General features: G+C 70.5%; 19 protein-coding genes and 1 pseudogene. 16 read left to right on the top strand and 4 right to left on the bottom strand.

Going from position 1 to position 19443, the window contains the following annotated elements; all coding sequences use genetic code 11:
- The first annotated feature begins 107 nt into the window (after positions 1-107).
- Complete coding sequence (locus ACLJWH_RS11940) at positions 108-704, top strand: Mu transposase domain-containing protein (RefSeq protein WP_411141617.1); 597 nt, start codon at positions 108-110, stop codon at positions 702-704.
- A 116-nt stretch (positions 705-820) separates the two neighbouring features.
- Here the strand turns inward: ACLJWH_RS11940 and ACLJWH_RS11935 are convergent.
- A pseudogene (locus ACLJWH_RS11935) lies at positions 821-1047 on the bottom strand (transposase); the annotation flags it as partial.
- Positions 1048-1227: 180 nt separating this feature from the next.
- Here ACLJWH_RS11935 and ACLJWH_RS11930 point away from each other — a divergent pair.
- Positions 1228-2586: a hypothetical protein gene (locus tag ACLJWH_RS11930; RefSeq protein ID WP_411141616.1), complete on the top strand. Its 1359-nt coding sequence runs from the start codon at positions 1228-1230 to the stop codon at positions 2584-2586.
- A gap of 554 nt (positions 2587-3140) precedes the next feature.
- Here the strand turns inward: ACLJWH_RS11930 and ACLJWH_RS11925 are convergent.
- Positions 3141-3545: an ATP-binding protein gene (locus tag ACLJWH_RS11925; RefSeq protein ID WP_411141615.1), complete on the bottom strand. Its 405-nt coding sequence runs from the start codon at positions 3543-3545 to the stop codon at positions 3141-3143.
- A gap of 209 nt (positions 3546-3754) precedes the next feature.
- Here ACLJWH_RS11925 and ACLJWH_RS11920 point away from each other — a divergent pair, with 209 nt between their 5' ends.
- The 4 genes from ACLJWH_RS11920 (at position 3755) to ACLJWH_RS11905 (ending at position 6711) form a co-directional block, all read left to right on the top strand.
- Complete coding sequence (locus ACLJWH_RS11920; protein ID WP_411141614.1) at positions 3755-4624, top strand: helix-turn-helix domain-containing protein; 870 nt, start codon at positions 3755-3757, stop codon at positions 4622-4624.
- Between the two features lie 5 nt (positions 4625-4629).
- Positions 4630-4836 (top strand): DUF397 domain-containing protein, encoded by a 207-nt coding sequence (locus ACLJWH_RS11915; RefSeq protein WP_411141810.1) that lies wholly within the window; start codon positions 4630-4632, stop codon positions 4834-4836.
- A gap of 169 nt (positions 4837-5005) precedes the next feature.
- Positions 5006-5212, top strand: a complete 207-nt coding sequence (locus ACLJWH_RS11910; protein ID WP_411141613.1) for a DUF397 domain-containing protein — start codon at positions 5006-5008, stop codon at positions 5210-5212.
- Between the two features lie 1106 nt (positions 5213-6318).
- Complete coding sequence (locus ACLJWH_RS11905; protein WP_411141612.1) at positions 6319-6711, top strand: aegerolysin family protein; 393 nt, start codon at positions 6319-6321, stop codon at positions 6709-6711.
- A 95-nt stretch (positions 6712-6806) separates the two neighbouring features.
- On the opposite strand, the gene ACLJWH_RS11900 is transcribed toward ACLJWH_RS11905, so the two are convergent.
- Complete coding sequence (locus tag ACLJWH_RS11900; protein ID WP_411141611.1) at positions 6807-7958, bottom strand: hypothetical protein; 1152 nt, start codon at positions 7956-7958, stop codon at positions 6807-6809.
- A 682-nt stretch (positions 7959-8640) separates the two neighbouring features.
- Here ACLJWH_RS11900 and glmS point away from each other — a divergent pair.
- From glmS to ACLJWH_RS11865, 7 genes are all read left to right on the top strand, one after another.
- Positions 8641-10488 carry a glutamine--fructose-6-phosphate transaminase (isomerizing) gene (gene glmS / locus ACLJWH_RS11895; protein WP_411141610.1) on the top strand — a complete coding sequence of 616 codons (1848 nt, stop codon included), beginning with the start codon at positions 8641-8643 and terminating at the stop codon, positions 10486-10488.
- 4 nt (positions 10489-10492) lie between these two features.
- On the top strand, positions 10493-10861 hold the full coding sequence (locus ACLJWH_RS11890) for a holo-ACP synthase (protein WP_411141609.1): 369 nt from the start codon (positions 10493-10495) through the stop codon (positions 10859-10861).
- Between the two features lie 83 nt (positions 10862-10944).
- Positions 10945-12471: an NAD(P)H-hydrate dehydratase gene (locus tag ACLJWH_RS11885; RefSeq protein WP_411141608.1), complete on the top strand. Its 1527-nt coding sequence runs from the start codon at positions 10945-10947 to the stop codon at positions 12469-12471.
- A gap of 13 nt (positions 12472-12484) precedes the next feature.
- On the top strand, positions 12485-13663 hold the full coding sequence (gene alr / locus ACLJWH_RS11880; protein ID WP_411141607.1) for an alanine racemase: 1179 nt from the start codon (positions 12485-12487) through the stop codon (positions 13661-13663).
- Positions 13660-14937 (top strand): alpha/beta fold hydrolase, encoded by a 1278-nt coding sequence (locus ACLJWH_RS11875; RefSeq protein ID WP_411141606.1) that lies wholly within the window; start codon positions 13660-13662, stop codon positions 14935-14937. Before alr ends, ACLJWH_RS11875 begins: the two co-directional genes overlap by 4 nt.
- A 124-nt stretch (positions 14938-15061) precedes the next feature.
- Positions 15062-15598 carry a tRNA (adenosine(37)-N6)-threonylcarbamoyltransferase complex ATPase subunit type 1 TsaE gene (gene tsaE / locus ACLJWH_RS11870; RefSeq protein ID WP_411141605.1) on the top strand — a complete coding sequence of 179 codons (537 nt, stop codon included), beginning with the start codon at positions 15062-15064 and terminating at the stop codon, positions 15596-15598.
- Between the two features lie 173 nt (positions 15599-15771).
- The gene (locus ACLJWH_RS11865) at positions 15772-16152 is read left to right on the top strand and encodes a hypothetical protein (RefSeq protein WP_411141604.1); all 381 of its coding nucleotides are present in this window, start codon (positions 15772-15774) and stop codon (positions 16150-16152) included.
- A gap of 64 nt (positions 16153-16216) precedes the next feature.
- On the opposite strand, the gene ACLJWH_RS11860 is transcribed toward ACLJWH_RS11865, so the two are convergent.
- Positions 16217-16786 carry a hypothetical protein gene (locus tag ACLJWH_RS11860; RefSeq protein ID WP_411141603.1) on the bottom strand — a complete coding sequence of 190 codons (570 nt, stop codon included), beginning with the start codon at positions 16784-16786 and terminating at the stop codon, positions 16217-16219.
- A 128-nt stretch (positions 16787-16914) separates the two neighbouring features.
- Between ACLJWH_RS11860 and tsaB the strand changes: the two genes are divergently transcribed.
- The 3 genes from tsaB to tsaD are packed head-to-tail and all read left to right on the top strand — an operon-like array spanning position 16915 to position 19363.
- Positions 16915-17574: a tRNA (adenosine(37)-N6)-threonylcarbamoyltransferase complex dimerization subunit type 1 TsaB gene (tsaB, locus tag ACLJWH_RS11855; protein WP_411141602.1), complete on the top strand. Its 660-nt coding sequence runs from the start codon at positions 16915-16917 to the stop codon at positions 17572-17574.
- Complete coding sequence (gene rimI, locus ACLJWH_RS11850) at positions 17571-18209, top strand: ribosomal protein S18-alanine N-acetyltransferase (RefSeq protein WP_411141601.1); 639 nt, start codon at positions 17571-17573, stop codon at positions 18207-18209. The genes tsaB and rimI overlap by 4 nt, the downstream gene beginning before the upstream one ends.
- Positions 18210-18214: 5 nt before the next feature.
- Complete coding sequence (gene tsaD, locus ACLJWH_RS11845) at positions 18215-19363, top strand: tRNA (adenosine(37)-N6)-threonylcarbamoyltransferase complex transferase subunit TsaD (protein ID WP_411141600.1); 1149 nt, start codon at positions 18215-18217, stop codon at positions 19361-19363.
- Positions 19364-19443: the final 80 nt, after the last annotated feature.

Here is a 19443-nt window from a genome sequence, read left to right as displayed (position 1 = left end):
CGGGGCTGGTGCTGGCTCAGCGGTACAAGGTGTCGCGGAACACGGTGGCGAAGGCGCTGTCGTGCCCGGTGCCGGCGAGGCGGAAGAAGCCGCCGCCGAGGAAGAGCGTGCTGGAGCCGGTGAAGGGCTTCATCGACGCGATGCTGCGCGAGGACCTTGAGGTGTGGAGGAAGCAGAAGCACACCATCGACCGGATCCTTGAGCGGCTTGCGGGTGAGCACGATTTCGAGCTCGCCGCGTACTCCACGGTGCGGGATTACGTGGCAAAGCGGCGTCCGGAGCTGGCCCTGGCGAAAGAGGGGCGCCGCCCGCTGCTGGGGCCGCTGCCCGCGGACGGGTACGACTGCGGGATCGATCTGACGCCGGTGGTGGCCCGCAACGGGCGGGGCACGGTGCGCCAGTGCCACTACTCGGTGCCAGCGAAGTTCATCGGCGCGAAGGTGCGGGTGAAGCTGCGGGCGAATGAGCTGTGGGTCTTCGACGGCCGCCATGTCGTCGCCCGGCACCCGAGGCTGACCAGGCGTTACGCCTATCACGACATTCTGGACCACTATCTGGAGATCCTGCTGGTCAAGCCGGGTGCGTTCGGCGGGGCCGCGGCTTTGGTGCAGGCCAGGGCGGAGGGCGGTTTCACCAAGGTGCACGAGGCGTTCTGGGCCGCGGCGAAGACGAAGGCCGGGCAGCGGAGGGCACCCGGATACTGATCGAGGTGCTGTTGCTGCACCGGCAGCTGCCCGCCGCGGTGGTCGTCGCCGGATCGACCACCGCGCTCAGGGTCGGCTCGGTGAGCAGACCTGGTCGCGATCGAGGCCCGCAAGGCCAGCGCGGTGAAGACACCGGCATCCCTCCAGGCCCGGAAGCGGCCGTAGACCGTCGGCCAGGGACCGGACTCACAGGGCATCTCCCGCCGCTGGGCGCCGGACCTGAACCGCCAGATCACCCCCTCGAACTGGTCCCGCAGCCGCTCGGGTACGGGCCGAACCCGCCGATCGGCAGACAGGGCTCGATGAACGTCCGTTGCCCGCCGCTCAGTTGCCTACGCGTCACACCCAGCGTCTACCGGCCCCCCGTCCGCGTACGGGGACGGGACCTGAAGTTTGATCGCAACACAGGCCCAAGCGGAAGAACCAGACTGTCACGGGGCGGTCGCAATCTGGGCTAAGTCCCGTCAATTCGACTCTCTAGTGTGCCGGTGCCGGAGGTACGCAACGTGAAGGAGATCGGGACATGTATGCAGGAAAGAGGTTCGGCAGCGCGGTTCTCTGCGGCGCGGTCGTGCTGGGAGGATCGGTGCTCGCAAGCGTTCCGGCCGGTGCGGCGCAGGCCCCGGGCAAGGACTTCGACGTGAGCTCTTACAAAGTGAAGCTCGATTACCGCCCCGAGGCCAAGGAGCTGTCAGGGATCACGGACATCAACGCGAAGGCCGACCAGGATCTCGACACTCTGCGGCTCGGCCTGGTCTTCCCCACGGAGAGTGTCGAGGTCGACGGCGTGAAGGCCGGTTTCGAGACGAATCCGGACGACCCTTACGACTCCTCCCTCACCGTCCGTCCGGCACGGAAGATCGAACGCGGCCAGGAGTTCACCGTCCGGGTGAAGTACGCGGGTGCCCCAGAGGGGGCCAGGTTGTTCGGCACCACGGACGGCGGGTTGATGAGCATGGAGAACACCCCCTGGTTCGCCTCCCATGCGGGTGTCATGGACCGGGCCTCACTGAAGGTGTCCGCTACGGTGCCCGCCGGCTGGTCGGCGATGTCCAACGGCACCAAGACAGACACCGAGCACACCGGTGACCGGGACACCTATCACTGGGCCACCACACAGGACCTGGACGCCCTCAAGGAATCGGTCATCAGTATCGGCCCGTGGGAGATCGAGGAATCCCGGCTGAAGGACGGCAAGCCCGTCTACACCGCCTACGGCAAAGGGCTGAAGGCGAAGGCCGCCCCCTACGTGGCCAAGCAGCAGGAGATCATCGACTTCCTCGCCCAGAAGTTCGGCACGCCCTACCCGTTCTCCTCGCTGGGCACCTTGTTCGCCGAACCGGCGGACGAGAACTATCCCTTCCTGGCGACTCAAGGAAGGGTCCACTTCTCAGCTCCATTGCAGTACTGGGACGAGCCGGCCTATGCGCACGAGTGGACACACCAGTGGTTCGGGATGGCAGTGTCCGGTGGTGACGCCCCGGCCGATGCGATCACCACCGAGTCCGTCGCCCAGTACGCGGCGTGGCTGTGGGACGAACACAACGGGAAGGACATCGACGCCCGCTACCGGAGCGAGATCCTTGAGCGCAAGGACGACGCGAAATGGTGGGCCGACAACACCCTCGACGGGATGGGTGCGTACAGCAAGGGCAGCTACTTCCTGCACGCTCTCCGGCATCAGATCGGCGCCGAGAACTTCGACGCCGTACTGAAGAAGTGGCAGACCGAGAATGCCGGAGAGGTACGCGGCTGGGAGGACATGGCGCGGATGTTCACGCAGGTGTCCGGGCAGGACCTCACCGAGTTCTTCGCCCAGTGGAGGGGCGACAAGGTACCTGAGGACAAGTACCTGATGCCGGGAACGCTTCCCAAGCCCTGATCACCGGGCCAGGCTCTGCCAACTACGGCGTCCGTCCGCGAGGGTGCCCGCCCCGACCACCAGACCCGCGGTGCTGACAGCCAGAAGAACCAGAGGTATTTCGCACACCCCATACACAGCGGTTCACCGAACCCGGCACTGGGAAGCCGGACACTCGGTCCGGAAAGAGGCCGTCGACGAGGACCTCAGCCGAGGCACCTCGTCGACGGCCCGCTCCACAGACCAAGCAGTACTGATCACAACAACCACAGGCCCTAGGGGCTCGGTGCGTCCAGACAACGTCCGAGCTACGGAGAGGCCCTGACGGGGCCGGGCCCTTCTGAACCGCGCCTGTCAGGGACACGGGGCAGCCGGGCCCGGGACCGCCAAGCCATCGGTTCACGTCCGTATCGCATCCGCGGACACTCCCACACCGCCCGGCGTCATGCGATGTCACCTGATAGGGGTGGCTCCCGTTCCCACCGCTGATCACGAACCGAGGGGAAGCGCTCGTACCTCCCCGCCCGAGGAGGGCGGGGAAGCCTCTGATGGGACGCCGGTGGAAGGGGCTTGGCCTATCGGTGTTCCACGCGGTTGATCGTGAGATGCGCCCACACGGTCTTGCCGGGGTCGCGTGGCCGGACGCCCCAGTTCTCGGACAGTGCGTCGACGATGAGCAGGCCCCGGCCGGAGAGGTCGTCCGGGCCGGGCTTCCGGAGTTCGGGCATCTGCCACTGGTAGGAGTCGGAGACCTCCAGGATCAGGAGGCCACCTCGGCGGCGCAGGCCCAGGTCGAAGAACTCGCCTGTTCCCCTGGCGTGGTTGATGACGTTTCCCGTCAACTCACTTGTGATCAGGGCGGCGACGTCAACGAGGCCGCCGAGCCTCCACTCCTTCAGGAGCGTTTCGACGTGGTGGCGAGCTGCGGGTACGGAGCTCCTGCGGATCCGGAACCTCGTCACGTGCGTGCGCCCGGACATATGTCCCCCAAGGGTGGTGGGCAGGCGGAACCTTGATCACTCACGGTTTCGTTGTGATGGCACGGAGTGATGTGACTGAAGCTAGAGGCGCGGTGGGGCAACTTGCAAGTCCTCGGTAGGTGTAAATTTACGAGCTACTCGGAGTCTCAACAGCCTGGTGTGCGTGGTCAGTTACCGTGCATCCTGGAAGCGGAAGACAGGGAGACGGCATGCCCGCAGGTGGGAAGCCCACAGTGCGTAGTCGGCGGCTCGGCGCGGCCCTCAAGCGGTACCGGCTCGCCGCTCATCTCGACCAGGAGCATGCGGCCGAGGCGCTCGGCTGTTCCACGGCGAAGGTCAGCCGCGTCGAAGCGGGCATCAGTGCGTCGCGCGTCGGTGATGTGCGGGTCCTGCTGGACCTCTACGGCGTGGACGACGCCAACGTAAGGGTGCATTTGGAGCACCTCGCCCGGGTGAGCAACAAGCGTGGCTGGTGGCTCGACTACGCAGGCATGGTCAGCGATGAGCATGCCGATCTGATCGCGCTGGAGACCGACGCGTCGTACATCCGGACGTGGCAACCGCTCTTCATTCCTGGACTGCTGCAAACGCCCGGCTACTTCAAGACGCTTGTCGGCGCCAGCCTGACAGTGCACTCGCCCGAGACCATCGAAAAGGCTATGGCGGTCCGGCGGGAGCGTAAACGGGTCATTGAAGAAGCCGGATCACATTTCGCCGCGGTCGTCTGGGAGCCGGCGCTGACCGCCCCCATGCCGTCAAGGGAAGTGCATCGGGAGCAGTTGATGTACGTCCTCGACACTGCCCGGCGGCAGAACGTCACGGTGCAGATCCTGCCGTATTCGGAATGGAGTGCCGCACACATGGCGTCGCACTTCGTCCTGTACTCGTTCGGGCCCGAGCCTGCTCCTGAAGCCGTCGCGTTCGACAGCACGACGAGCACCGTGATCATTGAGGACTTGGAAGACGTGGCCAAGCATGCGCGGATCTTCGAAGCGCTCCGGTCGGCCGCGTTGAGTCCGAAGCAAAGCCTGGTGTTCCTGGAGAAAGTGATAGCGGGTATTCCGAAGGGTGAGGGGTGACATCGATGAAGTCTCGGGACATCGTCACTGAATTCGTCAAGGCCAGTGCGTCGCAGGGGATAAATCAGGAATGTGTGGAGGTGGCTGTGACCGCCGACGGCGGCCGCGCCGTCCGGGACAGTAAGGATCGCGACGGTGGGACGCAGTTCCACGCGTCCGCCGCCTGGGGTGCGTTCGTCGTCGGCGTGAAGGCCGGAGCGTTCGACCGGTGACTTTCATGGGGAACGGCGCCACCGCGGAGAACGGGGGAGCGTGAGCAGGCGGGGGATGGCCACGGTCTCTGTGTTGGCGTCGTGCTCCTGGGGGCGTCCAGCGAATGTGACCCTCTCCATCCCGAGTGGCCAGTTTGCTGAATTTCTTTGGAAGCGAGAAAGGTGCGCTATGAAGAACCGAGAACTCGTGACCGCATTCAAGAAGGCCAGTGCTTCCTCAGGGCCGACCAATGACTGCGTAGAAGTCGCGCACACCGCCGACGGCGGCCGCGCCGTCCGGGACAGTAAAGACCGCGACGGTGGGACGCAGTTCCACGCGCCCGCCGCCTGGGCCGCGTTTGTCGGCGGGGTGAAGGCCGGAGCGTTCGAGGCGTAGTGATGGTCACGCGCGAGTGGCGGGGGCTGCATGTCGACTTCGAGGGGCGTCTGCGGGCGCTCTACGTCGATGCCTGTGGATTCCGGCCGACGGACGCGGGGCTCATCGCACTCTGAACCGGAGGCGCGGGTGGGGGAGCGGGGCCGCCCGCCGGTGCCCGCACTGCTCGCGGGAGTCCTCTCCGATGCGGTTGATCAGCCGCTCACGCCCAGTGATCTCGGCCTGGCGTCCGTCGGCCCGGTGCTCGGCAGAATCCAGCTCCCCATGCTGACCGGGACGGACGGGTCGGCGGAGGCCGAGCCTGGAAAAGGCCGCTGCAAAAACGGCCTCGGCTCATGCCTGGGACGCCGGGAACGCTCCGTCCGCGGGCCGCAAATCACGTGGAAGATCTCCCGGACGGACAGCACGGACCTCCTGGTCCGGAGGGCTTAATTCCCCCGTACGGCAACCTGAGTCCAGACCAGCCCGCGAGTGGGGTGCCCCGCCGTTCGAGGGCCACCCGACTTTGGCCGCCGTGGGGTTTCCGGCCATCGGTTCGACGCCCGCCACTGCCAGGAAGCGGCGGCCGGCGCACAAGAGCGCCGGCGCGATCACACCCTGACGCGTCGTGCTCACATCCGACGGACTCCGCATGAGCCCCGCTGAATCACCTGGCACCTGGCTGCCGTTCGACCACGTTCTCCTCACCGGCATCACGGCTATCCCCGGTCGCCACGAGCTGATGCTGCCGTACAGCGTGTGTGCCCCCTTGCTGCCGACCGGACCAGCCGTTCCCTGGCCGGCGGTAGCGATTCGGCATCTCTCCTCAGGATCACCTGTGCCATTGCGGGTCACCTCCTACTTGGCATGGGGAAGGATTGAGACGTTCCGAAGGAATTAACGTTTCTGCTGATCAGAGGCTTCGGAACCGCACTGGTCGCGCACATATTGCAACCGTCAAGCGGTATCTGAAAGCGGCTCGATGCCATTAGGAGAGGTCAGAATCTTGATCGCCTAAATGACTCGTAGTGGCGATTCCTTAAGCGATGGCTGGATTCTCCCTGCCGCCGGACATCGCCTTATATGTTCTCCGTGTTGTTGCTCCTCCCGAGTGTGAAAGGAAAGAGATGTCGGAGAACTTGGTTTTCGGCTGCCAGCTGAAGAACCTCACCGGCGGGCTGCTCAAGCTCAAGTACGAGCACCTGGACTGGGGAAAGTGGACGGATTTAGGGAACCACGCACCCGTCGACCTCGAAAAGAAGTTCGATGGTGAGGCGTTCCGTTCCAGTGGTCGGCAGAGCACTGCGACCGGGACAACGGGCACGGTCATCTACCAGCTCGGCGACAACCCGGACCAGTGGGTGAAGATCTACTGGAGCATTCCGTGGGTGACCGGCTCCACGAACACGCTGGAATTAAGTACGTACGACCATGACAGGCTGGTTGTGCAGCACAATGGTTTCGCCGGCCAGGGGAGTGTGGAAATCCCCCGGCTCGTCGTTGCCAGAGTGGCTGAGTAAACGGTCAGCCCGGGAGTGTGTTTCCCTGTGCCTCTTTCCGGGATTCCCGGAAAGAGGCACAGGGGGCCTTGTGGCTGATTTCCTGTCGGGTCGGCTCAGTTCTGGGGGTGCCCCGGGTGCGGCCCCGGTGGCTGTTTGGCGGGCGGCCATTGGCACGTCGTGACATGTTTCCCGGCATTGAAGGTCAGACCATTCTGGCCGGAAGCGTGTGTTCCGTCCTTGCGGACGACGTCTAAAGTGTGGGTCTCGGCGTAGAAGGCTGTGGTGTGATGCGCCAGCGTGGTGGTAGTGGCATCGCGGGAATAATTTTTCATAACGGACACCGAGTGCGTTCGGTCATACCCCAGTTGCAGAGCCAGCTGAAATGAAGCTTTAGCCTCGACGACCTCAAAGTTGATCCCGACTTCGTATCCCACGGTAACGCCAACCGACGCGTGGAACGACTCGGCTTCGGTCTTCGTGACTCCCCAGGAGACCGTTTCCTTGAGGCTCCCGTCGGCGTCCGAGTTTTTCCTGTTGTCCGAGCCGATGATCGTGTAGCAACGCTTGCGGCGTACCGTGTAGACGGGGGAGTTTCGGACAATCCATTCCGCGGTCTTGTCCTTGTCCAAGATGGCAGTGCACGGGACGGTGACCTGGTGGTCGGTCACATCGCACTGTTGGTCGGGTACGGTGTCATAATTTCTGAGGACGGGGGCGATCAAGTCATCTCCCCTGACGGAATGGGGTGGCACGTCCAGAACGTAAACGTTGCCAGGGTCTTCCCCTGCGTGATCGCTTTCGTCCCAGAACCAGAAGCAATTGCCTGGCACGAGGAGAACTCCGGAATCGTCGGGGATCGCCTGTGGCGGCCTGGGCTCCGCACCCAGCGTGCCGGTCTCCGTGTCCAGCAGACCTTTGGCGACGTAGTTGCGTCCGTTGATTACTTCCCTGATGCAACGAAAGTCACTGCGGGGAATGGTGGAGCCGGATCCAGGGAAATCGCTCAACGCCCGGTATCCAGGCGGGGGGACGGGCCGGTAGTGCCGGACTTTGCCCTCCCATTTCAGGGGCTTCCAGTCGATGGGCTTGGCAAGTGCACCGGAACCGGACCTGGTCTCCTTTACCCAGACCATCGGGGGGCGGCGGCTTTCTTCGGCGGGATAGATGTGCCCCGCAAGGCTGAAATAGCCGTTCGGTGGCTTGCCCTCACCGTCGCTGAAGATGAAGGTGAGTTCGCCGAATTCCTGGGGGTCCGAGTACACCATTGCGTTCTTCCTCCTGGCGGTTGAGGGGGCGTATCGGCTCGGATCATTCCCAGGTACACGACAAGTCGGCAACTCCGTACGCGCGAACCGGCCAGTGGGTTGCTCCGATATTTCACCGTGCCCAGGGCACTGCGGCGCATATCCTCTCCAGGTCAGCGGGCAGGGCAAAAGTTTGATCACGTCCGGCAGGACTGGAACTGGCCGGAAGGAACGGTTCGAACGATTTGGAAAACGTCGGAAACACTGCGGGTGCCGTATCGAGCAGAACGCGCGGCGTGCTGTGTCGAAAGGCCGCACCGCCGCCTGCTCCCCGAGATGCATGCCGGCGACGCCCTCGACCGGTCGCGGGGCTGCGCGAGGATCGCGAACGCCGTGCGCCGGGCGGGACGGGAACCGCAGGGCCGGGCTGGTCGAATCAAGCCCCGATGGGTGGACGGGCACAGGAGACTCCGGGCGCACAGGCTGGTCCTGGCCGATATCCCGTCCACCTCAGCGTGTTGCGTTCAGCGGGTCGGGTCACCTTCGGGCGGCCCTGTCGCCGGCGACCTCGTCGCGGACGCGGGGCCCATCGCACTCCGAGCCGAGAGGCGCGGGTGGGGGAGCAGGGCCGCCCCCGTCCGGCCCCCGCACCAAGGCGCGGCGTGCCGCGAGGCCCGGTGTCGGTGCGTCGTAGGCTGCCTCCATGTGCGGAATCGTGGGATATGTGGGCGGGCAGCCTGCCCTTGATGTCGTTCTGGCCGGGCTGAAGCGGCTGGAGTACCGGGGTTACGACTCGGCGGGGGTCGCCGTGCTGGCCGATGGCGGGCTGGCGGCGACCAAGAAGGCGGGGAAACTCGCCAACCTGGAGAAGGAGCTGGCGGACCGTCCGCTGCCGACCGGGACGACCGGGATCGGGCACACCCGGTGGGCCACGCACGGCGGGCCCACCGACCAGAACGCCCATCCGCATCTGGACAACGCCGGCCGGGTGTCCGTCGTCCACAACGGCATCATCGAGAACTTCGCGGCGCTGCGGACCGAACTGGCCGACCGTGGGCACGAGTTGGAGTCCGAGACGGATACGGAGGTCGTCGCGCACCTGCTGGCCGAGGCGTACTCGTCGTGCGGCGATCTGCCGGAGTCGATGCGGCAGGTGTGCCGGCGACTGGAGGGCGCGTTCACGCTGGTCGCGGTGCACGCCGACGTACCGGATCTGGTCGTCGGGGCGCGCCGCAACTCGCCGCTGGTGGTCGGCGTCGGGGAGGACGAGGCGTTCCTGGCCTCGGACGTGGCGGCGTTCATCGCGCACACCCGGGAGGCCGTCGAGCTGGGGCAGGACCAGGTCGTGGAGCTGCGCCGGGACGGTGTGACGGTGACGGACTTCGACGGCGCCCCGGCGCAGGTGCGGGCGTACCACGTCGACTGGGACGCGTCGGCGGCCGAGAAGGACGGCTACGACTACTTCATGCTGAAGGAGATCGCCGAGCAGCCGAAGGCGGTCGCGGACACCCTGCTGGGGCGGATCGACGCCTCGGGGGTGCTCTCGCTGGACGAGGTCCGCATCGCGCCGTCGGTGCTGCGCGAGGTCGACAAGGTCGTCATCGTGGCGTGCGGGACGGCGTACCACGCGGGCATGATCGCCAAGTACGCGATCGAGCACTGGACGCGGATTCCCTGCGAGACCGAGCTGGCCAGCGAGTTCCGCTACCGCGACCCGATCATGGACCCGCGGACGCTGGTGATCGCCATCAGCCAGTCCGGCGAGACCATGGACACGCTGATGGCGCTGCGGCACGCCCGTGAGCAGGGCGCGAAGGTGCTCGCGATCTGCAATACGAACGGGTCCACGATTCCGCGGGAGTCGGACGCGGTCCTCTACACGCACGCCGGGCCCGAGGTCGCCGTCGCCTCCACTAAGGCGTTCCTGACGCAGCTGGTGGCCTGCTATCTGGTCGCGCTCTACCTGGCGCAGGTGCGGGGCACCAAATGGGGCGACGAGATCCGGGACGTGGTGCGCGAACTGGCGGCCATCGGCACCCAGGTCGAGGAGGTGCTCGGCACGATGGAGCCGGTGCGCGAGCTGGCGCGCGGCCTCGCCCACAAGAACACGGTGCTCTTCCTGGGGCGGCACGTCGGCTACCCGGTGGCCCTGGAGGGCGCGCTGAAGCTGAAGGAACTCGCGTACATGCACGCGGAGGGGTTCGCGGCCGGTGAGCTCAAGCACGGGCCGATCGCGCTGATCGAGGAGGATCTGCCGGTGGTCGTGGTGGTGCCGTCGCCGCGCGGCCGCTCGGTGCTGCACGACAAGATCGTCTCCAACATCCAGGAGATCCGGGCCCGCGGGGCGCGCACCATCGTGATCGCGGAGGAGGGCGACGAGGCGGTGGCCCCGTACGCCGACCACCTCGTACGGATCCCGCGCACCCCGGTGCTGTTGCAGCCACTGGTGTCGGTGGTGCCGCTCCAGGTCTTCGCCTGTGAGCTGGCCACCGCCCGCGGCAACGAGGTCGACCAGCCGCGCAACCTCGCCAAGTCCGTGACGGTGGAGTGAACCGGTGATCATCGGGGTGGGGATCGACGTCGCCGAGATCGAACGGTTCGGCGCGGCGCTGGAGCGGACACCGGAGCTGGCGCGGCGGCTGTTCATCGAAGAGGAGCTGCTGCTGGCGAGCGGCGAGCGCCGCGGGACCGCCTCGCTGGCGGCCCGGTTCGCCGCCAAGGAGGCGGTGGCCAAGGCGCTCGGCGCGCCCGGCGGGCTGCACTGGACGGATGCCGAGGTGTACGTCGAGGACAGCGGTCAGCCGCGGCTGCGGGTCCGCGGCACGGTCGCGGCGCGCGCGGCGGAGCTGGGCGTACGGGCGTGGCACGTGTCGCTCAGCCATGACGCGGGGGTCGCGTCGGCGGTGGTGATCGCCGAGGGGTAGCGGCGGGGCGGCCGTCCCGGTGCGGCGCTCCGCTCCCCGTCCGGGTGCGGTGCCCGCCGCGGCGCGGGTGTGAGACTGACCGCATGAGGACTGCCTACAGCGTGGAGAGCGTGCGGGCCGCGGAGCGGGAGCTGATGGCCCGGCTGCCGGACGGGGCGTTGATGCAGCGGGCGGCGGCCGGACTGGCCACCGCCTGCGCGGAGTTGCTGGGCCGGGTGTACGGCGCCCGGGTGGTGCTGCTGGTCGGCAGCGGCGACAACGGCGGCGACGCGCTGTACGCGGGCGCCCGGCTGGCGCGCCGCGGGGCCGGGGTCGCCGCCGTACTGCTGTCGCCCGAGCGGGCGCACGGCGGCGGACTGGCCGCGCTGCGGGCGGCCGGCGGGCGGGTGTCGGCCGACGCGGCGCGGGACCTCGCGCGGGCCGATCTGGTCGTGGACGGCATCGTCGGCATCGGCGGCCGGGGCGGGCTGCGCCCCGAGGCGGCCCGGCTCGCCCGCGCGGCACGGGAGTCGGCGACCGTGGTGGCCGTCGATCTGCCGAGCGGGGTGGACGCGGACAGCGGCGAGGTGCGCGGGGACGCCGTACGGGCCGATGCGACGGTGACGTTCGGGGCGTACAAGCCGGGGCTGCTGATCGACCCGGCGCGTGCGGCGGCGGGCGCGCTGCGGCTGGTGGACATCGGGCTCGCGCTGCCCGCGGCCGCCGATGTGGAGGCGTTGCAGCACGCGGACGTGGCGGAGCTGCTGCCGCGGCCGACGGCCGAGAGCGACAAGTACCGGCGCGGGGTGGTCGGCGTGGTCGCCGGCTCGGCCCGCTATCCGGGCGCGGCGGTGCTGGCGGTGGCGGGCGCGCTGCGCGGGGGCGCGGGCGCCGTACGGTACGTCGGCCCGGCCGCCGACGCGGTGCTCGCGCGGTTCCCGGAGACGCTGGTGCACGCCGGGCCGCCCGGCAAGGCGGGCCGGGTCCAGGCATGGGTGATCGGACCGGGCCTCGGTGACGACGCGGACCCGCTGGACGAGGTGCTGGCCGCGGATGTGCCGGTGCTGGTGGACGCGGACGGGCTGCGCTTCCTGACCCCGGAGCGGGTCCGCGCCAGGACCGCGGGCACGCTGCTGACCCCGCACGCCGGCGAGGCCGCGGCGCTGCTCGGCCGGGGCCGGGACGAGGTCGAGGCGGCCCGGCTGCGGTCCGTACGGGAGCTGGCCGGGCGGTACGCCGCCACGGTGCTGCTGAAGGGCTCGACGACGCTGGTCGCCGACTCGGCCGGGCCCGTACGGGTCAATCCCACCGGGACGGGTTGGCTGGCGACGGCGGGCAGCGGCGATGTGCTCTCCGGGGTGACCGGCGCGCTGCTCGCCGCCGGGCTGCCGGCCCGCGACGCGGGGTCCGTCGGCGCGTATCTGCACGGTCTGGCGGCCCGCCGCGCGGCCGGTCCGACGGGCGCCCCGATCCTGGCGTCGGAGGTCGCCGGTCACCTGGCCGCGGCCTGGCGGGACGTACAGGACCGACCGGGCGGTCCGGCGCGGGTGTGCCCAGGTCAGGTACCCCGTGCCGGTGCTACGAGGGGACCCCTGGGCGCCGGTCCCCCGGAGCGCGGCGGTGCCGCCTGAGACACTGAGGAAGATGAACGAGACAGCAATGCGTGCCCGCGCCGCCATCGACCTCGCCGCCGTCCGGTCGAATGTCCGCGCACTGCGCCGCCGCGCACCCGGGGCAGAGCTGATGGCCGTGGTCAAGTCCGACGGCTACGGACACGGTGCGGTGCGGTGCGGCCGCGCCGCCCGCGCGGCCGGTGCGAGCTGGCTGGGTACGGCGCTCCCGGAGGAGGCGTTCGCGCTGCGGGCGGCGGGGGACACCGGGCGGCTGATGTGCTGGCTGTGGACGCCCGGCGGCCCCTGGCGCACCGCGATCGAGCAGGACATCGACGTCTCGGTGAGCGGCCTGTGGGCGCTGCGCGAGGTGACCGCGGCGGCGCGGGCCTGCGGCCGCCCCGCCCGCGTCCAGCTCAAGGCCGACACCGGTCTGGGCCGCAACGGCTGCCAGCCCGCCGACTGGCCGGAGCTGATCGCCGCCGCCCGCGCCGCCGAGGTGGCGGGGGCGCTCACGGTCACCGGCGTCTGGTCCCACTTCGCCTGCGCCGACGAGCCCGGACACCCCTCGATCGCGCTCCAGCTGACCGCCTTCCGGCAGGCACTGGCGGCCGCCGCGGCGGCCGGGCTGCGCCCCGAGGTACGGCATATCGCCAACACCCCGGCGCTGCTCACCCTCCCCGAGGCGCATTTCGACCTGGTCCGCTCCGGTATCGGCGTCTACGGCGTCTCGCCCAGCCCCGAGATCGGCATCCCGGAGGACTTCGGGCTGCGGCCCGCGATGACGCTGGAGGCGTCGCTGGCGTCGGTCAAGCGGGTCCCGGGCGGCCACGGCGTCTCGTACGGCCACCACTACACGACGCCCGGTGACACCACCCTCGCGCTGGTCCCGCTCGGCTACGCCGACGGCATTCCGCGGCACGCCTCCGGCAGCGGGCCGGTGCTGGTCGCGGGCAAGTGGCGGACGGTCGCCGGCCGGATCGCGATGGACCAGTTCGTGGTGGACCTGGGCGGCGACGGTGCGCGGCCGGGCGATCCGGCCGTGCTGTTCGGGCCGGGGGACCGCGGTGAGCCGACCGCCGAGGACTGGGCCAGGGCGACCGGCACCATCGGCTACGAGATCGTCACCCGGATCGGCACCCGGGTGCCGCGCGTCTTCCTGGATAGTGATGAGCACGACGAAGGAGTCGGCGGCCAGGGGGGCAGGGCATGACGGAAGGCAAGGAGACCGCGGCCAGGGCGGTCGGGGCGGCGGCCGACGCGGCCGGTAACTGGTCCAGGGCCGGGCGGCACGCGGGTATCGCCGGCGCGGCGATCGGCGTGGTCGCGGCGGGCGCCGCGGCCGGGGTGGCGCTGGAGCGGATGACGGTCGGCCGCGGGATGCGCCGCCGGGCCCGGCTGGCGCTGGACGCGGCGGGCCCGTACGGCACGCTGCGCGGCACCCCCGGCACGGTGATCGCGGAGGACGGCACCGCGCTGTACTACGAGATCGACGAGCCGGGCGGCGCGGCGGGCCATGCGTCGGGCGAGGCGCCGAAGAAGCGGTCCGGCGGCTCCGGGACGGCGGGCCAGGGCACCTACCGCAAGCGGCTGCGGGCGGCGCTCGGGCGGCGCTCCCCGGAGCTCACCGTGGTCTTCAGCCACGGCTACTGCCTGAGCCAGGACGCCTGGCACTTCCAGCGCGCCGCGCTGCGCGGCACGGTGCGCACCGTCCACTGGGACCAGCGCAGCCACGGCCGCTCGGCCCGCGGGCTCGCCCAGCTCGACGGCTCCGAGCCGGTCACCATCGACCTGCTCGGGCGAGACCTGAAGGCGGTGCTGGACGCCGCCGCGCCCGAGGGCCCGATCGTGCTGGTCGGGCACTCCATGGGCGGGATGACGGTGATGGCGCTGGCCGACCAGTTCCCCGAGTACGTCGCGGAACGGGTGGCCGGGGTGGCCCTCATCGGCACCTCCGCGGGCCGGCTCAGCGAGGTCGCCTTCGGGCTGCCGGCGCTGGGCGTCAAGGCGTTCCACCGGCTGGCGCCCGGCGTGCTCAAGGCGCTGGGCGCGCAGACCGAGATCGTCGAGCGCGGGCGCCGGGCCACCGCCGACCTGTTCGCGGGGATCGTCAAGCGCTATTCGTTCGGTACGCCCGAGGACGTGGACCCGGGCGTCGCCCGGTTCGGTGAGCGGCTGATCGAGGCGACCCCGATCGATGTGGTCGCCGAGTTCTACCCGGCCTTCGCGGAGCACGACAAGACCGAGTCGCTGGTGGCGTACGACCGGGTGCCCGCGCTGGTGCTCGCCGGGGAGAAGGACCTGATCACCCCGGCCGACCACAGCCGGGCCATCGCCGAGCTGCTGCCCACGGCCGAGCTGGTGTGCCTCCCCGGCGCCGGACATCTGGTGATGCTGGAGCGCCCCGACGAGGTCAACGAGCAACTGGTGTCGCTGGTGGAGCGGGCGTGCGCGACGGCGCGCAGCTCCCGCTCGGCGCGGGCCTGAACGAGGGACCCGGCCGCCCCGGACGGAACCCCGGACGGCCCGGCCCGGCCGGGGCGGCCGGTCCGGGCCACCGGCCGGACGCGGGCCCGGCACGGCCGGCCGCGGGGCCCGTACCATTTGCGGCATGAGCACCACTGCCGCGACCACCCACGTCACGATCAAGTCCCCCGACCAGATGCAGGAGTTGGGCCGCAGACTGGCCGCGCTGCTGCGCCCCGGTGACCTGGTGCTGCTCACCGGCGAGCTGGGCGCGGGCAAGACGACGCTGACCCGGGGCCTGGGCGAGGGCCTGGGCGTGCGCGGCGCGGTGACCTCCCCGACCTTCGTGATCGCCCGGGTGCACCCCTCGCTGACCGGCGGTCCGGCGCTGGTGCACGTGGACGCGTACCGGCTCGGCGGCGGTCTCGGCGAGATGGAGGACCTGGACCTGGACGTCTCGCTGCCGGAGTCGGTGGTGGTCGTGGAGTGGGGCGACGGCAAGGTCGAGGAGCTGTCCGAGGACCGGCTGCATGTCGTCATCGCGCGGGCGGTGGGGGCGGACGCGCCGGGCGGTGTGGCCGACGCCCTGGAGAGCGACGTGGACGACGTACGCGAGGTGACGGTCACCGGTGTCGGCGCGCGCTGGGCCGACGCCGGTCTGCCGGCCCTCGCACCCCGCTGACCGCGCCGTACCCCGCCCGGCCGGGGCCGGTGGACTCCGCACTTTCCGACAGTTTCCGACAGGTCGTCGGCAAGATGTTGCGCGCGCGGTGCCGGGCATGGTGACATGGATGCAGAGAGCTGGTTAGGTCAACCTAACTTCCGCTGCCTGCCCCAGGAGCCCGGGAGGCGTTCATGTCGGCCCACCACACCTCCCGCACGTCCGAGGACCGCGGGCGCGCCCCCCTCACGGCGGCCCGGCGCGCCGAGGACGATGCGCCCGAGCAGCCGCCCACGATGAACCAGCTGCTGGCGGCGTGCGCCGCGGCCAGCGCCGTCTCCACGCCCCCGAGAGCCCCCGCGGCCGCCCGGGTGGGCAAACCCGCGGGGCCTGTCGACGAGGACGCTGAGACCGCCGGGACCATCGAGAACACCGAGCCCACCGAGAACACAGTGCCCACCGAGAACGCAGCGGACGCAGCGGACGCCGAGCACACGGCGGCAGGGCCCGGGACGGAAGCGCGGACCGGGAGCGGGCGCCCGCCGACGGCCACCCAGGGGTGCGACGCGGCGTGATCCGCGGGCGCCGTCATCCGTAGGGGCGACACACGGGCGTAGGGGCGACCCGCGGGGCGGGCGGTCAGGCGACGACGACGACCTTCGCACCGCGTAGCGCGAAGTCCCACATGGCCTTGCCGTCGTCCCGCGACTCGCGGACACCGCCGGTCTTCTTGGCCGGGTCCAGGTCCGGCTTCGAGCCGTCGACCGCCGCGCTGAAACCGATCACGACGTTGTCCACGCTGGCGAACCGCACGACGTGCTCGATCGCGATGCCGTCGGAGCCCGTCACACTCACCGAACGCGAGGTGACCGAGTACGTCCCCAGGGGCGGGCTGACGGTGCTCGGCGCGACCGCGAACGTACGCCGCGCCTTGCCGTCCGCGCCGACCAGCCAGACCCGCTTGGCGCCGAGCGCGTAGACGACCCGCTCGCCGGAGCCGGACGCCGCGGGGATCGCGGGGGGCGCGGGGGCCTTCTCCTTCTTGGCGTGCGGGTCCGCCGGGGTCTTGGGGGTGGTGGGACCGCCGCCCTTCCGGGCCTGGGTGAGCTGGTCCGGCGCGGACGCCGCGGCCTGGTAGCCGAGCACGCCGACCACGACCACGGCCGCCGCGGTCAGAGCGACGACGATCGAGCTGCTCTTAGCGGGCACCGCTGTGCCACCTTTCCGTACTCTCCGCCGGCGGCGGTAGGCCCCGTGCCTGGCTGACTAACTGCTTGGATGTGGGCCGACCGTAGCACCGCGCCGGGCACCACCGGCCGAGCCGTAGTCTTAAAGGCGTGCTGCTGCTAGCTCTTGACACCGCCACCCCTGCCGTCACCGTCGCGCTCCACGACGGTTCCCAGGTCCTCGCCGAGTCGCGCCAGGTGGACGCGCGCCGGCACGGCGAACTGCTGCTGCCGGCCGTCGACCGGGTGCTGGCGGAGGCCGGCCGCACCCTCGACGCGGTCAGCGACATCGTCGTCGGCGTCGGCCCCGGCCCGTATACCGGCCTGCGGGTCGGGCTGGTCACCGCGGCGACGTTCGGGGCCGCGCTGGACGTCCCGGTGCACGGTCTGTGCTCCCTGGACGGCCTCGCGTACGCGTCCGGCCTGACGGAGCCCTTCGTGGTGGCGACGGACGCCCGCCGCAAGGAGGTCTACTGGGCGCGCTACGGCGATGCCCGGACCCGGCTGACCGAACCCGCCGTGGACCGCCCCGCGGACCTCGCCGACCAGATGGCCGGCGTCCCGGCGGTGGGCGCGGGCGCGCTGCTGTACGCGTCGGTCTTCACCGGCGTCCGGCGCGAGGGGCCCGAGCACCAGTCCGCCGGTGCGCTCGCCGCGCTGGCCGCCGAGAAGCTCGCGGCCGGTACGGAGTTCCTGCCCGCCCAGCCGCTGTACCTGCGCCGGCCGGACGCCCAGGTCCCGGCCAACTACAAGGTGGTCACCCCGACGTGACGCCCGCCGCGAGGAACGGAGCGCCGACGGGCGAGGTGCCCGTCCCGGCCCCCGTGCTGCGCGAGCTGCGCTGGTGGGACCTGGACGCGGTGCTGGAGCTGGAGCGCACGCTCTTCCCCGAGGACGCCTGGTCGCCGGGGATGTTCTGGTCCGAGCTGGCGCACGCCCGCGGCCCGCGGGCCAACCGCCGCTACGTCGTGGCCGAGACGGACGGCCGGCTGGTCGGCTACGGCGGGCTCGCCGCCGTCGACGGCACCGGCGACATCCAGACCATCGCCACCGCCCGCGACCACTGGGGCACCGGCCTGGGCGCCCGGCTGCTGACCGAGCTGCTGTCGGCGGCCACCGCCTTCGAGTGCCGGGAGGTGCTGCTGGAGGTGCGGGTCGACAACGTCCGCGCGCAGCGCCTGTACGAGCGCTTCGGCTTCGAGCCGATCGGCTTCCGGCGCGGCTACTACCAGCCGGGCAACGTCGACGCGCTGGTGATGCGCCGTACCGGTACGGACCCGGACACCGACCCGGACCCGGACCCGGACACCGCCCCGGATGCCGACGCCGATCCGGCCGGTGTCACCGGCGCCCCGCCGGGCTCCACCGCCCCCACCGCCCCTTCCGACCCCGTACAAGGAACCTGAGAACCATGGCTGACTCACGCGGCGGACCGCTGGTCCTCGGCATCGAGACCTCCTGCGACGAGACCGGTGTCGGCATCGTCCGCGGGCACACCCTCCTCGCCGACGCGGTCGCCTCCAGCGTCGACGAGCACGCGCGCTTCGGCGGGGTGGTGCCCGAGGTGGCCTCGCGGGCGCATCTGGAGGCGATGGTGCCGACGATCCAGCGCGCGCTGAAGGACGCCGGGGTCGCGGCGAGCGATCTGGACGGCATCGCGGTCACCGCGGGGCCCGGCCTGGCGGGCGCGCTGCTGGTCGGTGTCTCGGCCGCGAAGGCGTACGCGTACGCCCTGGGCAAGCCGCTGTACGGCGTCAACCACCTCGCCTCGCACATCTGCGTCGACCAGCTGGAGCATGGCGCGCTGCCCGAGCCGACCATGGCGCTGCTGGTGAGCGGCGGCCACTCGTCGCTGCTGCTGGCCCCGGACATCACCGCCGACGTCCGCCCGCTGGGCGCCACCATCGACGACGCGGCGGGCGAGGCGTTCGACAAGATCGCGCGGGTGCTGCACCTGGGCTTCCCGGGCGGCCCGGTCATCGACCGCTACGCGCGCGAGGGGAACCCGGACGCGATCCGCTTCCCGCGCGGGCTGACCGGCCCGCGCGACCCGGTCTACGACTTCTCCTTCTCCGGTCTGAAGACCGCGGTCGCGCGCTGGATCGAGGCGAAGCGGGCGGCCGGTGAGCACATCCCGGTCGCGGATGTCGCGGCGTCCTTCCAGGAGGCCGTGGTGGACGTGCTGACCCGTAAGGCCGTCCGGGCCTGCAAGGACCACGGCGTGGACCATCTGATGATCGGCGGCGGGGTCGCGGCCAACACCCGGCTGCGGGCGATGGCGGAGCGCCGCTGCGAGGACGCGGGCATCACACTGCGGGTGCCGCGGCCCAAGCTGTGCACGGACAACGGCGCGATGGTCGCGGCGCTCGGCGCGGAGATGGTGGCCCGGGGCCGGGCGGCCTCCGCCTGGGACCTGTCCGCGGACTCCTCCCTGCCGGTGACCGACCCGCACGTCCCCGGCGAGCCGTCGTCGGCGGCGGGCCCCGGCCACGCCCACCATCCGCACGCGCACGGTCATGACCACGTCCACGAGGTCAGCAAGGACAACCTCTACTCCTGACGCCCGGTCCGCACGGGTTCCGCCCCCGCCGCCCGGCTCCCCGCCGCCCGTGCGAACGCCTTACCCTGAGCGGGAGCGGT

Source organism: Streptomyces sp. x-80 (assembly GCF_046549095.1).
Taxonomy (GTDB): domain Bacteria; phylum Actinomycetota; class Actinomycetes; order Streptomycetales; family Streptomycetaceae; genus Streptomyces; species Streptomyces celluloflavus.
The sequence above is the reverse complement of the archived record's forward strand: the minus strand, read 5'-3'. Positions and strand labels throughout refer to the sequence as shown.

What these genes read in the sequence shown, in the direction of transcription:
- ACLJWH_RS11875 (WP_411141606.1), top strand. Translation starts at nt 13,660, where the DNA reads ATGACGGAAGGCAAGGAGACCGCGGCCAGGGCGGTCGGGGCGGCGGCC.
- ACLJWH_RS11915 (WP_411141810.1), top strand. Translation starts at nt 4,630, where the DNA reads ATGAAGTCTCGGGACATCGTCACTGAATTCGTCAAGGCCAGTGCGTCG.
- ACLJWH_RS11920 (WP_411141614.1), top strand. Translation starts at nt 3,755, where the DNA reads ATGCCCGCAGGTGGGAAGCCCACAGTGCGTAGTCGGCGGCTCGGCGCG.
- ACLJWH_RS11925 (WP_411141615.1), bottom strand. Translation starts at nt 3,545, where the DNA reads ATGTCCGGGCGCACGCACGTGACGAGGTTCCGGATCCGCAGGAGCTCC.
- ACLJWH_RS11865 (WP_411141604.1), top strand. Translation starts at nt 15,772, where the DNA reads ATGTCGGCCCACCACACCTCCCGCACGTCCGAGGACCGCGGGCGCGCC.
- tsaD (WP_411141600.1), top strand. Translation starts at nt 18,215, where the DNA reads ATGGCTGACTCACGCGGCGGACCGCTGGTCCTCGGCATCGAGACCTCC.
- tsaE (WP_411141605.1), top strand. Translation starts at nt 15,062, where the DNA reads ATGAGCACCACTGCCGCGACCACCCACGTCACGATCAAGTCCCCCGAC.
- ACLJWH_RS11885 (WP_411141608.1), top strand. Translation starts at nt 10,945, where the DNA reads ATGAGGACTGCCTACAGCGTGGAGAGCGTGCGGGCCGCGGAGCGGGAG.
- glmS (WP_411141610.1), top strand. Translation starts at nt 8,641, where the DNA reads ATGTGCGGAATCGTGGGATATGTGGGCGGGCAGCCTGCCCTTGATGTC.
- ACLJWH_RS11910 (WP_411141613.1), top strand. Translation starts at nt 5,006, where the DNA reads ATGAAGAACCGAGAACTCGTGACCGCATTCAAGAAGGCCAGTGCTTCC.
- alr (WP_411141607.1), top strand. Translation starts at nt 12,485, where the DNA reads ATGAACGAGACAGCAATGCGTGCCCGCGCCGCCATCGACCTCGCCGCC.
- ACLJWH_RS11930 (WP_411141616.1), top strand. Translation starts at nt 1,228, where the DNA reads ATGTATGCAGGAAAGAGGTTCGGCAGCGCGGTTCTCTGCGGCGCGGTC.
- ACLJWH_RS11900 (WP_411141611.1), bottom strand. Translation starts at nt 7,958, where the DNA reads ATGGTGTACTCGGACCCCCAGGAATTCGGCGAACTCACCTTCATCTTC.
- ACLJWH_RS11905 (WP_411141612.1), top strand. Translation starts at nt 6,319, where the DNA reads ATGTCGGAGAACTTGGTTTTCGGCTGCCAGCTGAAGAACCTCACCGGC.